General features: G+C 66.6%; 12 protein-coding genes and 1 tRNA gene. All 13 read left to right on the top strand.

What is annotated here, in order from left to right; translation table 11 throughout:
• Positions 1 to 66: 66 nt before the first annotated feature.
• The 13 genes from nuoE (at position 67) to nusA (ending at position 14,461) form a co-directional block, all read left to right on the top strand.
• Entirely contained in the window at positions 67 to 594 is a 528-nt protein-coding gene (gene nuoE, locus MIC98_RS13105; RefSeq protein WP_239737420.1) for an NADH-quinone oxidoreductase subunit NuoE, read from the top strand.
• A gap of 3 nt (positions 595 to 597) precedes the next feature.
• Positions 598 to 1,935, top strand: a complete 1,338-nt coding sequence (nuoF, locus tag MIC98_RS13100) for an NADH-quinone oxidoreductase subunit NuoF (RefSeq protein ID WP_057640716.1) — start codon at positions 598 to 600, stop codon at positions 1,933 to 1,935.
• On the top strand, positions 1,932 to 4,178 hold the full coding sequence (gene nuoG / locus MIC98_RS13095; protein WP_239737419.1) for an NADH-quinone oxidoreductase subunit NuoG: 2,247 nt from the start codon (positions 1,932 to 1,934) through the stop codon (positions 4,176 to 4,178). The genes nuoF and nuoG overlap by 4 nt, the downstream gene beginning before the upstream one ends.
• Positions 4,175 to 5,266, top strand: a complete 1,092-nt coding sequence (nuoH, locus tag MIC98_RS13090) for an NADH-quinone oxidoreductase subunit NuoH (RefSeq protein ID WP_239737418.1) — start codon at positions 4,175 to 4,177, stop codon at positions 5,264 to 5,266. The genes nuoG and nuoH overlap by 4 nt, the downstream gene beginning before the upstream one ends.
• A gap of 3 nt (positions 5,267 to 5,269) precedes the next feature.
• A complete protein-coding gene (gene nuoI / locus MIC98_RS13085) occupies positions 5,270 to 5,758 on the top strand; it encodes an NADH-quinone oxidoreductase subunit NuoI (RefSeq protein WP_057640722.1) in 489 nt (162 codons plus the stop codon).
• Positions 5,759 to 5,768: 10 nt separating this feature from the next.
• A complete protein-coding gene (locus MIC98_RS13080; RefSeq protein WP_239737417.1) occupies positions 5,769 to 6,425 on the top strand; it encodes an NADH-quinone oxidoreductase subunit J in 657 nt (218 codons plus the stop codon).
• A complete protein-coding gene (nuoK, locus tag MIC98_RS13075; protein ID WP_057640727.1) occupies positions 6,422 to 6,727 on the top strand; it encodes an NADH-quinone oxidoreductase subunit NuoK in 306 nt (101 codons plus the stop codon). The genes MIC98_RS13080 and nuoK overlap by 4 nt, the downstream gene beginning before the upstream one ends.
• Before the next feature lie 7 nt (positions 6,728 to 6,734).
• Positions 6,735 to 8,846: an NADH-quinone oxidoreductase subunit L gene (gene nuoL / locus MIC98_RS13070; RefSeq protein ID WP_239737416.1), complete on the top strand. Its 2,112-nt coding sequence runs from the start codon at positions 6,735 to 6,737 to the stop codon at positions 8,844 to 8,846.
• Between the two features lie 19 nt (positions 8,847 to 8,865).
• Entirely contained in the window at positions 8,866 to 10,377 is a 1,512-nt protein-coding gene (locus tag MIC98_RS13065) for an NADH-quinone oxidoreductase subunit M (RefSeq protein ID WP_057640731.1), read from the top strand.
• Between the two features lie 37 nt (positions 10,378 to 10,414).
• Positions 10,415 to 11,875, top strand: coding sequence for an NADH-quinone oxidoreductase subunit NuoN (gene nuoN, locus MIC98_RS13060; protein ID WP_057640753.1), 1,461 nt, complete (start codon positions 10,415 to 10,417; stop codon positions 11,873 to 11,875).
• 208 nt (positions 11,876 to 12,083) lie between these two features.
• A tRNA-Met gene (locus MIC98_RS13055) sits at positions 12,084 to 12,160 on the top strand.
• 200 nt (positions 12,161 to 12,360) lie between these two features.
• Positions 12,361 to 12,948 carry a ribosome maturation factor RimP gene (rimP, locus tag MIC98_RS13050; RefSeq protein ID WP_239737415.1) on the top strand — a complete coding sequence of 196 codons (588 nt, stop codon included), beginning with the start codon at positions 12,361 to 12,363 and terminating at the stop codon, positions 12,946 to 12,948.
• A 4-nt stretch (positions 12,949 to 12,952) separates the two neighbouring features.
• Complete coding sequence (gene nusA, locus MIC98_RS13045) at positions 12,953 to 14,461, top strand: transcription termination factor NusA (RefSeq protein ID WP_057640734.1); 1,509 nt, start codon at positions 12,953 to 12,955, stop codon at positions 14,459 to 14,461.
• Positions 14,462 to 14,468: the final 7 nt, after the last annotated feature.

Genomic DNA, 14,468 nt, shown 5'->3' with positions numbered 1-14,468 from the left:
TGCCTGCGCGGCTTCGCTGCCGCGGGCATCGGTTTCCAAGAATCCGGTATTCGTTGAGGTCGGCCGATGAAGGCGACAGGCAATTTCGAGGCGGCGCGCGACGTCGACCCGATGGTGGTGTTGAGCGACAAGACCCGTGCTCACATCGATCACTGGCTGGCGAAGTTCCCGCCTGAGCGCAAGCGCTCGGCGGTGCTGCAGGGCCTGCATGCCGCGCAGGAGCAGAACCAGGGCTGGCTCAACGACGAGCTGATCGCCGCGGTGGCCAAGTACCTGGACCTGCCGTTCGTGTGGGCCTACGAGGTCGCCAGCTTCTACTCGATGTTCGAGACCGGGAAGGTCGGCCGCAACAACGTCGCCATCTGCACCAACATCAGCTGCTGGCTCAACGGCGCCGAGGACATCGTGCGCCACTGCGAGAAGAAGCTGGGCATCAAGCACGGCGAATCGACCGCGGACGGCCGCATCTACCTCAAGCGCGAGGAGGAGTGCCTGGCCGGCTGCGCGGGCGCGCCGATGATGGTCATCAACGGCCACTACCACGAGCGCCTGACGCTGGACCAGGTCGACGCGCTGCTGGACGGGCTGGAGTAAGGCATGGCACACCACGAATCCAAGGGCCCGGTCGGACCGGCGCCGCTTCCGCACCAGGTGGTCTACACCACGCTGCACTACGACACCCCGTGGTCGTACGAGAACTATCTCAAGACCGGCGGCTACGCCGCGCTGCGCAGGATCCTCGAAGAGAAGATCGCGCCGGCCGACGTCATCGAGATGGTCAAGCAGTCCGGCCTGCGCGGCCGCGGCGGCGCGGGCTTCCCGACCGGCCTGAAGTGGTCGTTCATGCCCAAGGACGCGCCGCAGAAGTACATCCTGTGCAACTCGGACGAATCCGAGCCGGGCACCTGCAAGGACCGCGACATCCTGCGCTACAACCCGCATTCGGTGGTCGAGGGCATGGCGATCGCCTGCTACGCCACCGGCTCCACCGTGGCCTACAACTACCTGCGCGGCGAGTTCCACCACGAGCCGTTCGAGCATTTCGAGCAGGCCCTGGCCGATGCCTACAAGCACGGCTGGCTGGGCAAGAACGTGCTGGGCAGCGGCGTGGACATCGACATCTACGGCGCGCTGGGCGCCGGCGCCTACATCTGCGGCGAGGAAACCGCGCTGATGGAGTCGCTGGAAGGCAAGAAGGGCCAGCCGCGCTACAAGCCGCCGTTCCCGGCCAACTTCGGCCTGTACGGCAAGCCGAGCACGATCAACAACACCGAGACCTATGCCTCGGTGCCGGCGATCATCCGCAACGGCCCGGAGTGGTTCAAGGGCCTGAGCCTGACCGCCAACGGCGGCCCGAAGATCTTCTCGGTCTCCGGCTGCGTGCAGAAGGGCGGCAACTTCGAAGTGCCGCTGGGCACCACCTTCGACGAGCTGCTGGAAATGGCCGGCGGCCTGCGTCCGGGCCGCACGCTGAAGGCGGCGGTGCCGGGCGGCGTGTCGATGCCGGTGCTCAAGGCCGAGCAGCTCAAGGGCCTGCAGATGGACTACGACACCCTGCGCGCGCTCGGCACCGGCCTGGGCTCGGGCGCCATCGTGGTGCTGGACGACAGCGTGTGCTGCGTCAAGTTCGCCTGCCGCATCAGCCAGTTCTTCCACAAGGAATCCTGCGGCCAGTGCACCCCGTGCCGCGAGGGCACCGGCTGGATGCACCGGGTGCTGGAGCGCATCGTCGCCGGCAAGGCCACGATGGAGGACCTGCACCAGCTGCGCACCGTCGCCGGGCAGATCGAGGGCCACACCATCTGTGCCTTCGGCGAAGCGGCGGCGTGGCCGATCCAGGGGTTCCTGCGCCAGTTCTGGGACGAATTCGAGTACTACATCGTCAACGGTCATTCGATGGTTGACGGCAAGAAGGTGGAGGCTGCTGCCGCATGAGCGCGCAACCCGTGAACCCGAGCGAGGCGCCGGTGGCGCCGGAAGGACACGTCACCATCGAGATCGATGGGCAGACGCTGTTCGCGCCCAAGGGCTCGATGATCATCCAGGCCGCCGACAAGGCCGGCATCCCGATCCCGCGCTTCTGCTACCACGAGAAGCTGCCGATCGCGGCCAACTGCCGCATGTGCCTGGTGGACGTGGAGAAGTCGCCGAAGCCGTCGCCGGCCTGCGCCACGCCGGTCATGGACGGCATGAAGATCCAGACCCGCAACGAGAAGGCGCTCAAGTACCAGCGCTCGGTGATGGAGTTCCTGCTGATCAACCACCCGCTGGACTGCCCGGTCTGCGACCAGGGCGGCGAATGCGAGCTGCAGGACGTCTCGCTCGGCTATGGCCGTTCGGTCAGCCGCTTCAACGAGCGCAAGCGCGTGGTCGCCGACGAGGACATGGGCCCGCTGGTCGCCACCGAGATGACCCGCTGCATCCAGTGCACCCGCTGCATCCGCTTCACCGCGGAGATCGCAGGCACCTATGAACTGGGCGGCATGTACCGCGGCGAGAACCTGCAGATCGGCACCTACGACGGCAAGCCGCTGACCACCGAACTGTCCGGCAACGTCATCGACGTGTGCCCGGTGGGCGCGTTGACCAACAAGGTGTTCCAGTTCCGCGCCCGCCCGTGGGAGCTGACCGCGCGCGAATCGCTGGGTTACCACGACGCGATGGGCTCGAACCTGTTCCTGCACGTGCGCCGCGGCGAAGTGCTGCGCACCGTGCCGCGCGACAACGAGATGGTCAACGAGTGCTGGCTGTCCGACCGCGACCGTTACTCGCACCAGGGCCTGTACGCCGCCGACCGCGCGGTCAAGCCGCTGCGCAAGGTCAATGGCGAGTGGCAGGAAGTGAGCTGGGCCGAGGGCCTGGCCGCCGCCCGTGAAATCCTCGAAGCCCACCGTGGCGACGACCTCGGCGTGCTGGTGCACCCGTCCACCTCGAACGAGGAAGGCGCGCTGCTGGCGCGTTTGGCGGCGGGGCTGGGTTCGCAGAACATCGACCACCGCATCAACAACCGCGATTTCTCCGACGCCGCCGTGGCCGAGCCGTTCGGCCTGCTGATGGCCGAGATCGAGAACGCCGACCGCATCGTGCTGCTGGGCAGCAACATCCGCCACGAGCTGCCGCTGCTGCACGCCCGCCTGCGCAAGGCGCAGACCGGCAGGAGCGCGCAGATCTTCGCGGTCAACCCGGTCGATTTCGATTTCGCCTTCACCCTGGCCGGCAAGCAGATCGTCGCCCCGTCGAAGTTCGTCGAAGCGCTGGGCAACGCGGAACTGCGCGAGGCGGTGAAGGCTGGCGGCAACACCGTCGTCATCGTCGGCGCGATCGCCGAGAACCACCCGCAGGCCGCCGCGATCCGCGCCGCCGCGCGTGACTTCGTCATCGCCACCGGCGCCAGGCTGTGCCGCATCCCGCAGGGTGCCAACGCCGTCGGCCTGTCGCGCGTCGGCGTGCTGCCGGCCGGCAAGGACGTGGGTGCGATGCTGGCGCAGCCGCGCAAGGCCTACGTGCTGTACGGCATCGAGCCGGGTCTGGACTTTGCCGATGCGCCGGCCGCGCGCAAGCCGCTGCTGGAAGGCAAGGTCGTGGCGTTCAGCCAGTTCGCCTGTGTCTCCACCCGCGACGTCGCCGACGTGATCCTGCCGATCGGCGCGCTGCCGGAAATCGACGCCACCCTGACCAACCTCGACGGCCGCGACCAGCAGGCCCGTGCCGGCGGCAAGTTGCCGGGCGAGGCCCGCGAGGGCTGGCGCGTGCTGCGCGCACTGGGCGGCGAACTGCAACTGGCCGGTTTCGACTTCACCGACCTGGCCGGCCTGCGTGCCGGCCTGCAGCCGGTGCAGGTCGCCGTGGCCGCCTCGGCGCAGCCGCAGGTGGCGGGCGAGGGCCTGGAAGTGGCCTGCACCCCGGCGATCTACCGCACCGACGCGGTGGTGCGCCGCGCCGAAGCGCTGCAGGCGCATCCGCTGAACAACGCGCCGTGCATCGTGCTCAACGCCGACGATGCCGCGCGCCTGCAACTGGTCGAAGGGCAGATGGCCAAGGTCGGCACCGATGCCGGCAAGGCGGCCCTGCCGGTCGTGGTCGATGCCCGCGTCGCCGCCGGCACGGTCTGGATTGAATCGGGCCACGGCGCCACCGCGCCGCTGGGCGCCGCTCGGGTAACGGTGGTGGCTGCATGAACGAGTTGCTGTTGAACGCGGTCGACCCGCTGTACCAGTGGTTCCTGTCGCTGGGCGACATCGGCTTGGTGCTGTGGACCGTGCTGAAGATCCTGCTGATCGCCATGCCGGTGATCATCTCGGTGGCCTTCTACGTGGTCTGGGAACGCAAGCTGATCGGCTGGATGCACGTGCGCCACGGGCCGATGTACGTCGGCATGGGCATCTTCCAGGCGTTCGCCGACGTCTTCAAACTGCTGTTCAAGGAAATCATCCGCCCGGCCAGTGCGCACAAGGCGATCTACGTGCTGGCGCCGTTGATCGTGCTGGCGCCGTCGTTCGCGGCGTGGTCGGTGGTGCCGTTCGACTACAAGCTGGTGCTGTCCAACGCCAACGTCGGCCTGCTGTACCTGCTGGCGATGACCTCGCTGGGCATCTATGGCGTGATCCTGGCCGGCTGGGCGTCGAACTCCAAGTACGCCTTCCTCGGCGCGATGCGCTCGGCCGCGCAGATGGTCAGCTACGAGATCGCGATGGGCTTCGCCCTGGTCGGCGTGATGATCGCCGCCGGCAGTCTGAACCTGAGCCAGATCGTGCTGGCGCAGCAGGGCAACTCGGGCTTCTTCGACTGGTTCCTGCTGCCGCTGCTGCCGCTGTTCGTCGTGTACTGGGTGTCCGGCGTGGCCGAGACCAACCGCTCGCCGTTCGACGTGGTCGAGGGTGAGTCGGAAATCGTCGCCGGGCACATGGTCGAGTACTCCGGCAGTGCGTTCGCGCTGTTCTTCCTGGCCGAGTACGCCAACATGATCCTGGTTAGCTTCCTGATCTCGATCTTCTTCGTCGGCGGCTGGTTGAGCCCGTTGCAGGGCTGGATCACGGCCGACGTGTCGCCGTGGGTCAACTGGATCTGGACCGGCGGCTGGCCGTGGCTGCTGCTGAAGGTGCTGTTCTTCGCAAGTTCGTACATCTGGTTCCGTGCCACGTTCCCGCGCTTCCGCTACGACCAGATCATGCGTCTGGGCTGGAAGGTGTTCATCCCGCTGACCATCGCGTGGATCGCGGTGACCGCGTTGATGGTGTTCTACGGCGTGATCCAGAGGGGCGTTTGATTCATGAAAAAGATCACCCACTATTTCAAGAGCCTGCTGCTGCTGGAGCTGATCGCCGGCATGTGGCTGACGCTGAAATACGCGTTCCGGCCGAAGTACACCGTGCTGTACCCGATGGAGAAGTTCCCGCAGTCGCCGCGCTTCCGCGGCCTGCACGCGCTGCGCCGCTACCCGAACGGCGAGGAACGCTGCATCGCCTGCAAGCTGTGCGAGGCGGTGTGCCCGGCGCTGGCCATCACCATCGACTCGGCCAAGCGCGAGGACGGTACCCGCCGCACCACCCGCTACGAGATCGACCTGTTCAAGTGCATCTTCTGCGGTTTCTGCGAGGAGAGCTGCCCGGTGGATTCGATCGTGGAAACCCACGTCCTCGAATACCACTTCGAGAACCGTGGCGAGAACATCGTCACCAAGCCGCAGCTGCTGGCGCTGGGTGATCGGCTGGAAGCCGAGATCGCCGAGCGCCGCGCCGCCGACGCCGCTTACCGCTGAGGACCGGAAGATGGATTGGTTGAATATCGCTTTCTGGTTCTTCGCGGTCGTGGCCGGCGTCGCCGCCGCCTCGGTGATCAGCGTGCGCAACCCGGTGTACGCCGTGCTGTGCCTGATCCTGACCTTCTTCTCCGTCGCCTGCGTGTGGCTGCTGGTGGGCGCCGAGTTCCTCGGCGTGACCCTGGTGCTGGTGTACGTCGGCGCGGTGATGGTGCTGTTCCTGTTCGTGGTGATGATGCTCGACGTGGACACCTCCAGCCTGCGCGAAGGCTGGGTGCGCTACCTGCCGGTCGGGCTCGTGGTCGCGGTGGTGATGCTGGTGCAGATGCTGACACTGATCGGCATCAAGGCGCGCTCGGTCGATGCGTTCCCTGCCGACAACGCCGCCGCGCTGGCCGCCGACAGCTCCAACATCACCTGGCTGGCACGCAGCCTGTTCACCGAATACCTGCTGCCGTTCGAGTTCGCCGCGGTGATCCTGACCGTGGCGGTGGTCGCCGCGGTGATGCTGACCCTGCGCCGCCGCACCGGCGTGAAGACGCAGGACCCGACCGCGCAGACGATGGTCAGGGCCGGCGACCGCCTGCGCGTGATCAAGATGGCGGCCGAGAAGCCGGCCGCGCCGGCCGCAACCAAGAACGAAGGCGGCGAGGAGGCCAAGCCATGATTTCCCTGGGCCACATGCTCGCGCTGGGCGCGGTGATGTTCTGCATCTCCGTGGCCGGCATCTTCCTCAACCGCAAGAACATCATCGTGCTGCTGATGTCGATCGAACTGATGCTGCTGTCGGTGAACATCAACTTCGTCGCCTTCTCGCGCGAGCTCGGCGACACCGCCGGCCAGCTGTTCGTGTTCTTCATCCTCACCGTGGCCGCGGCCGAGGCCGCCATCGGCCTGGCTATCCTGGTGACCCTGTTCCGTACACGCCACACCATCAACGTGGGCGAAGTCGATTCGTTGAAGGGCTGAACCGCAGATGGAAATCACTCTCTCCAAGAGTCTGTTGATTGCAGTGGTGCTGGCGCCGCTGTTCGGCAGCATCATCGCCGGCCTGTTCGGTCGCCAGGTGGGGCGCAAGGGCGCGCAGTACGTCACCATCCTCGGCGTGGCGGTCAGCTGCGCGCTGTCGCTGCACGTGCTGTACCAACTGCTGTGGGGTGGGGTGCAGCCGTTCAACCAGAACGTCTACACCTTCTTCGAGGTCGGCCAGTATTCGGCGCACGTCGGCTTCATGGTCGACCGCCTGACCGCGATGATGATGGCGGTGGTGACCTTCGTGTCGCTGCTGGTGCACATCTACTCGATCGGCTACATGGCCGACGACGACGGCTACCAGCGCTTCTTCAGCTACATCTCGCTGTTCACCTTCTCGATGCTCGCGCTGGTGATGAGCAACAACTTCCTGCAGCTGTTCTTCGGCTGGGAAGCGGTGGGCCTGGTGTCGTACCTGCTGATCGGCTTCTACTTCAAGAAGCCCAGCGCGATCTTCGCCAACATGAAGGCGTTCCTGGTCAACCGCGTCGGCGACTTCGGCTTCCTGCTGGGCATCGCCGGCGTGCTGTGGGTGTTCGGTTCGCTGGACTACGCCACCGTGTTCGCCAATGCCGGCGCCGCGCTCGGCAACGACGTGGTCGGCCACGCCACGATCCAGCTGATCGGCAACCACCAGTGGAGCATCGCCACGGTGATCTGCATCTGCCTGTTCGTCGGCGCGATGGGCAAGTCGGCGCAGGTGCCGCTGCACGTGTGGCTGCCGGACTCGATGGAAGGCCCGACCCCGATCTCGGCGCTGATCCACGCCGCGACGATGGTGACCGCGGGCATCTTCATGGTCACCCGCATGTCGCCGCTGTTCGAGTTGTCGCAGGCGGCGCTGGACTTCATCCTGTTCATCGGTGCGACCACGGCCTTCTTCACCGGCCTGATCGGCATCGTGCAGAGCGACATCAAGCGCGTCGTTGCGTATTCCACGCTGTCGCAGCTGGGCTACATGACCGTGGCGCTGGGCGTGTCGGCCTACTCGGGCGCGGTGTTCCACCTGATGACCCACGCCTTCTTCAAGGCGCTGCTGTTCCTCGGCGCCGGCTCGGTCATCATCGGCATGCACCACGAGCAGAACATGCTGAAGATGGGCGGCCTGCGCAAATACATGCCGATCACCCACATCACCATGTGGATCGGCACGCTGGCGCTGGTCGGCACCCCGTTCTTCTCCGGCTTCTACTCGAAGGACACCATCATCGAGGCGGCCGAGCTGCATGCCCACACTTCGCACGGCTGGGTGGCCACCTATGGCTACTGGGCGGTGCTGGGTGGCGTCATCGTCACCAGTTTCTACAGCTTCCGCCTGCTGTTCCTGACCTTCTTCGGCAAGGAACGCTTCCGCGACGCGCACGACGATCACGGCCACGGTCATGACGCGCATCACGACGACCACCACGGCCACGGCGCGCACGAGCCGCACGAGTCGCCGTGGGTGGTGACCCTGCCGCTGGTCCTGCTGGCGATCCCGTCGGCGCTGATCGGCTTCTTCACCGTCGGTCCGATGCTGTTCGGCACCGACTGGACCGGCCATGCCGGCGGCCACGGCATCCCGGGGCAGGCGATGTCGTTCTTCACCGGCATCGTCGATTTCAACAACCCGGCGCGCGACACCATCGCCGAGCTGGGCAAGGAAGGCTGGCATGGCGCGGTGCAGTTCGCGCTGCACGGCCTGACCGCGCCGGCGTTCTGGCTGACCGTGGCCGGTTTCGCGCTGGCCTGGGTGTTCTACGTCTGGAAGCCGGAACTGGCCGGCAAGGCCCGCAAGAGCCTGTCGCCGCTGGTCTCGGTGCTGGAGAACAAGTACGGCTTCGACAAGCTGTGGATCGACGGCTTCGCCGGCGGCAGCGTGCAGTTGGGCAAGGCCTCGCGCGCCATCGACAGCAAGGTGGTGGACGGCGTGGTGGTGAACGGCACGGCCCGCGTGGTCGAGCTGGCCGCCAACCTGCTGCGCCGCACCCAATCCGGTTTCCTCTATCACTACGCTTTCGTGATGATCATCGGCCTGATCGCCCTGCTGGGCGTGCTGATGCATTTCTGGCGTTGACCTGTACGGAATAGAAAACGTGTCGAACTGGCCCCTGCTTAGTCTCCTCATCTGGCTGCCGATCCTCGGCGGTGCGTTGATCCTTGCCGTGCGCAACGCCCAGGCCGCCCGCTGGGCGTCGCTGGCGGTGGCACTGCTCACCTTCCTGCTGAGCATCGGCCTGCTCACCGGTTACGACCGCGGCGCCGCCGAGGTGATGCAGTTCGTCGAGCAGCGGCCGTGGATCCCGGCCTTCGGCATCGGCTACAACCTGGCCGTTGACGGCATCGCCATCGCGCTGGTGCTGCTGACCACGCTGGTGGGCGTGCTGGTGCTGATCGGCGCCTGGGGCGTGATCAACAAGCGCGTCAACCAGTACGTCGCCGCCTTCCTGATCCTGGAAGGCGTCACCGTGGGCATCTTCGCCGCCACCGACGCGATGCTGTTCTACGTGTTCTTCGAGGCGATGCTGATCCCGATGTTCCTGATCATCGGCGTCTGGGGCGGCCCGCGCCGCATCTACGCGGCGATCAAGTTCTTCCTCTACACCTTCCTCGGCTCGGTGCTGATGCTGGTGGCGCTGGTCTACCTGTACATGAAGGGCGGCAGCTTCCAGCTGGCCGACCTGTACCAGCTGCAGCTGTCGGCCAAGGAGCAGACCTGGATATTCTTCGCGTTCCTGATCGCCTTCGCGGTCAAGGTGCCGATGTTCCCGGTGCATACCTGGCTGCCGGACGCGCACGTGGAGGCGCCGACCGCCGGTTCGGTGATCCTGGCCGCGATCGCGCTGAAGATCGGCGGCTACGGCTTCCTGCGCTTCAACCTGCCGATCGTGCCCGACGCCAGCCACGAGTGGGCCTGGCTGGTGATCGCGCTGTCGCTGGTGGCGGTGATCTACGTCGGCCTGGTGGCGCTGGTGCAGGACGACATGAAGAAGCTGGTCGCCTATTCGTCGATCGCGCACATGGGCTTCGTGACCTTGGGCACCTTTATCGCCCTGTGGCTGGTGCGCGAGGCTGGCAACAGCGACGCCGCGCGGCTGGGCCTGCAGGGTGCGATGGTGCAGATGGTCTCGCACGGCTTTGTCTCCGGCGCGATGTTCACCTGCATTGGCGTGCTCTACGACCGCCTGCACACCCGCCGCATCGCCGACTACGGCGGCGTGGTCAACGTGATGCCGTGGTTCGCCGCGTTCGCGTTGCTGTTCTTCATGGCCAACTCGGGCCTGCCGGGCACCAGCGGCTTCGTCGGCGAATTCATGGTGGTGCTGGCCAGCTTCCAGTGGCATCCGCTGGCGGCCTTCGGCGCGGCGACCACGCTGATCATCGGCGCCGGCTATTCGCTGTGGCTGTACAAGCGCGTGTTCTTCGGTGAGGTGGGCAACGCGCACGTGGCCGAGATGAAGGACATCAACGGCCGCGAATGGTTGGTGCTGGGCGTGTTCGCCGTCGGCACCCTGGTGCTGGGCTTCTACCCGCGGCCGCTGACCGAACTGATGGAGCCGTCCATCGCCAAGCTGGCGATGCAGATCGCTTCGAGCAAGCTGCTGTAAGCGGCCCCGTCGAGAGTATTGATTCCAGGATTTGATGATGACCACGCCGACGCTCCTGCCGTTGACCGCCGCCGACCTTCCGCCGTTGCTGCCCGAACTGGTGGTGGTCGGCGGTGCCTTCGCCCTGCTGATCCTCGACCTGTTCATCAGCCAGCGGCACAAGGTCTGGACCCACTTCCTGTCGGTCGCCGTCCTCGTCGTCGCCTTCGCGCTGCTGCTGGGCGGCGTGGGCGGGCAGGGCGAGGTGTTCCAGGGCATGTTCATCCGCGACGCCGCCGCCGATGCGATGAAGATCGTGGTGGTGCTGGTCACCGGCCTGACCCTGCTGTACGGCTGGAGCTACCTGCGCGAGCGCAACCAGTACCAGGGCGAGATTGCGGTGCTGTTGCTGTTCGCCTGCGCCGGCATGATGGTGCTGGTCTCGGCCGGCAGCCTGCTGATGGTCTACCTGGGTCTGGAACTGCTGGCGCTGAGCTCCTACGCGCTGGTCGCCAGCAACCGCGAAAACAAGCTGGCCGCCGAGGCCGGCATGAAGTACATCGTGCTCGGTTCGCTGGCTTCGGGCCTGCTGCTGTACGGCATGTCGCTGGTCTACGGCGCCACCGGCTCGCTGCACCTGGACGCGATCCGCGCGGCCGCCGTGCATTCGGACGAGCGCCTGCTGCTGTTGACCGGCGCGGTGTTCATGGTCGCCGGCGTGGCCTTCAAGCTCGGCGCGGCACCGTTCCACATGTGGCTGCCGGACGTCTACCAGGGCGCGCCGGCACCGATCGCGCTGTTCATCAGCTCGGCACCGAAGCTGGCTGCGTTCGGCATGGCCTACCGCCTGCTGGAGGCCGGCGTCGGCCCGTTGTCGGCCGAGCTGCAGTACGTGCTGGCCGGGCTGTCGGCGCTGTCGCTGGTGGTCGGCAACCTGATGGCGATCGCGCAGACCAACCTCAAGCGCATGCTGGCCTATTCGACCGTCTCGCACATCGGCTTCCTGCTGATGGGCATCGCCGGCGGCGGCGCGCAGGGCTACTCGGCGGCGATGTTCTACGCGATGGCCTACGCGCTGATGTCCACCGCCGCGTTCGGCGTGATCATCGCGCTGTCGCGCGCCGGCTTCGAGGCCGAGAACATCGAGGACTTCAAGGGCCTGAACGCGCGCAACCCGTGGATGGCCGGGCTGATGCTGTGCGCGATGTTCTCGCTGGCCGGCATCCCGCCGTTCCTCGGCTTCTGGGCCAAGCTGGCGGTACTGGGCGCGACGATCCACGGCGGCCTGCTGTGGCTGGCGATCCTCGGCGTGATCAGCGCGGTGGTAGGCTGCTTCTACTACCTGCGCGTGGTCAAGGTGATGTACTTCGACGAGCCGGTCGGCGAGCCGCTGCCGCGCCACAACGACCGCGTGCTGGGCATCGTGCTGGGCGTGAACTGCGTGGGCCTGCTGGTGCTGCCGCTGGGTCTGGGCGTGTTGGCTGAATGGGTGCGTACCGCGTTCACGCATTTGTCCTGAAGTGGACACAAAGCGGTGCGCGTCGTGTAAGATGCGCGCCCTGAGTTGACGGCAACGGCGCGATCCGCGGTTGCCGAGGGTCGCCGGGAGGCGATCCGGCGGAAGGCCCCGGCCTTCCGTGTTTCTCCGGAGCTTTCCGGTTCGGGAGAAACAATGTGGCAATGAAGCTTGCAATATCGGCGACATTGCCCCATAATTCCGCTTCTGCTGCGGGGTGGAGCAGTCTGGCAGCTCGTCGGGCTCATAACCCGAAGGTCGCAGGTTCAAATCCTGCCCCCGCTACCAGTTTCGGCCTTCTTCAACATCCGTTGTCGAAGGCGCGATCTGGGCTCGCAGGAACGTTTGCTTCCGTTCCTGCAACCGGAATCCAGTCACCGGATTCATACCGGACAAAGGGCCCAGTCGGGCCCTTTGTTGTTTCCGCAAAACGAAAAGTCCGGCCGGGTCTTCCACGTTTTCCCCATTACCGAAATCAAGAGCAGGCTGTGAGCGACAAGGCTACTGAAATCGCGAATCTGCTGGGCCCCACCGTGCAGGCGCTGGGGCTGGATCTGCTGGGCGCGGAGTATCTGCCGGCGCCGGGCGGCGCTACGCTGCGCCTGTACATCGACGTGCCGCTGGCCGAGCAGCCCGAGCGCGTGGTCAACATCGACGACTGCGAGCGGGTCAGCCGCGAGGTTTCCGCGCAGCTGGACGTGGAGGACCCGATCAGCGGCAACTACACGCTGGAAGTGTCCTCGCCGGGCGTGGACCGCCCGCTGTTCACGCTGGAGCAGTTCGAGCGCCACCTCGGCGAGTCGGCCAAGGTCGGCCTGAAGCTGCCGCAGGAAAACCGCCGCCGCCTGCAGGGCGGGATCGTCGCGGTGGACCATGCACAGGGCACGGTGACCTTCGAGGTCGACGGCAAGCCGTTCGTGGTCGCTTTCGACAACATCGACAAGGCGCGCATCATTCCGGACTGGGCCGCCCTCGGCCTGGCTCCCGTCAAACCCGTTGGCCCGGCCCCCAAGGGCGGCAAGGCCGGCAACAAATCCAACAACGAAACCGCGGCCGGCAAGCCGCGTGCGGAGTAAGCCGATGAGCAAGGAACTTTTGCTGGTAGTCGACGCGGTCGCCAACGAAAAGGGCGTGCCGCGCGAAGTGATCTTCGAGGCGATCGAGGCCGCATTGGCCTCGGCGGCGAAGAAGCGTTACCCCGACCAGGACGTGCTGGCGCGCGTGTCCATCGACCACAAGGACGGCAGCTACGAAACCTTCCGCCGCTGGGAAGTGGTGGCCGACGACGTGGTGATGGAATCGCCGGACCGGCAGATCCGCCTGATGGACGCGGTCGACGAGGCCGACGGCGTCGAGGTCGGCGACTACATCGAAGAGCAGATCGAGAACCCGGACTTCGGCCGCATCGCCGCGCAGGCCGCCAAGCAGGTGATCGTGCAGCGCGTGCGCGAGGCCGAGCGCCAGCAGGTCGTGGACGCGTGGAAGGATCGCGTCGGCGAGCTGGTCACCGGCGTGGTCAAGCGCGCCGAGCGCGGCAACATCTACGTCGACCTGGGCGGCAACGCCGAGGCGTTCATTCCCAAGGACAAGGGCATCCCGCGCGACGTGCTGCGCGCCGGCGACCGCGTCCGCGGCTACCTGGCCGAGGTGCGCTCGGAGCCGCGCGGCCCGCAGCTGTTCATCAGCCGCGCCGCGCCGGAGTTCATGATCGAGCTGTTCAAGCTGGAAGTGCCGGAAGTCGGCCAGGGGCTGGTCGAGATCAAGGCCTGCGCCCGCGACCCGGGCGACCGCGCCAAGATCGCGGTGCTGGCGCACGACACCCGCACCGACCCGATCGGCGCCTGCATCGGCATGCGCGGCTCGCGCGTGCAGGCCGTGTCCAACGAGCTCAACGGCGAGCGCGTGGACATCGTGCTGTGGAACGAGAGCCCGGCCAACTTCGTCATCAACGCGATGGCGCCGGCCGAGGTGCAGTCGATCATCGTCGATGAAGAAAAGCATTCGATGGACCTGGCCGTGGCCGAGGACCGGCTGGCCCAGGCCATCGGCAAGGGCGGGCAGAACGTGCGCCTGGCCAGCCGCCTGACTGGCTGGCAGCTCAACGTGATGACCCAGGATCAGGTCACCGCCAAGTCCGAGGCCGAGCAGGCCGTCGCCCGCCAGCTGTTCATGGACAAGCTGGAAGTGGACGAGGAAATCGCCGGCATCCTGGTCAGCGAGGGCTTCAGCACCGTCGAGGAAATAGCCTACGTGCCGATCGGCGAGCTGCTGGCGGTGGAGGGCTTCGACGAGGACATCGTCGAGGAGCTGCGTGCCCGTGCCCGCGACGCGCTGCTCAACGAGGCGCTGGCGGTGGAGGAGGGCGCCGACGGCGCGCCGGCCGACGACCTGCTGGCGCTGCCGGGCATGGACCAGGCCACCGCGCATGCACTGGCGGCCAATGGCGTGTGCACCAGCGAGGACCTGTCGGACCTGGCGGCCGACGAGATCGTCGAGTTCGGCATCGAGGGCGTGGATCTGGAGCGCGCCGCGGCGCTGGTCCTGGCCGCCCGCGCCGAAGAAATCGCCAGGTTGGAGCGTGGCGAATGATCGCCAC

It is taken from the genome of Stenotrophomonas sp. NLF4-10 (assembly GCF_022359915.1).
Lineage (GTDB): Bacteria > Pseudomonadota > Gammaproteobacteria > Xanthomonadales > Xanthomonadaceae > Stenotrophomonas > Stenotrophomonas daejeonensis.
Note: the sequence above shows the minus strand (reverse complement) of the source record. Positions and strands in the feature narration are given on the sequence as shown.

Coding starts and splice junctions, on each gene's coding strand:
- nuoE (WP_239737420.1), top strand. CDS start 67: ATGAAGGCGACAGGCAATTTCGAGGCGGCGCGCGACGTCGACCCGATG.
- nuoF (WP_057640716.1), top strand. CDS start 598: ATGGCACACCACGAATCCAAGGGCCCGGTCGGACCGGCGCCGCTTCCG.
- nuoG (WP_239737419.1), top strand. CDS start 1,932: ATGAGCGCGCAACCCGTGAACCCGAGCGAGGCGCCGGTGGCGCCGGAA.
- nuoH (WP_239737418.1), top strand. CDS start 4,175: ATGAACGAGTTGCTGTTGAACGCGGTCGACCCGCTGTACCAGTGGTTC.
- nuoI (WP_057640722.1), top strand. CDS start 5,270: ATGAAAAAGATCACCCACTATTTCAAGAGCCTGCTGCTGCTGGAGCTG.
- MIC98_RS13080 (WP_239737417.1), top strand. CDS start 5,769: ATGGATTGGTTGAATATCGCTTTCTGGTTCTTCGCGGTCGTGGCCGGC.
- nuoK (WP_057640727.1), top strand. CDS start 6,422: ATGATTTCCCTGGGCCACATGCTCGCGCTGGGCGCGGTGATGTTCTGC.
- nuoL (WP_239737416.1), top strand. CDS start 6,735: ATGGAAATCACTCTCTCCAAGAGTCTGTTGATTGCAGTGGTGCTGGCG.
- nuoN (WP_057640753.1), top strand. CDS start 10,415: ATGACCACGCCGACGCTCCTGCCGTTGACCGCCGCCGACCTTCCGCCG.
- nusA (WP_057640734.1), top strand. CDS start 12,953: ATGAGCAAGGAACTTTTGCTGGTAGTCGACGCGGTCGCCAACGAAAAG.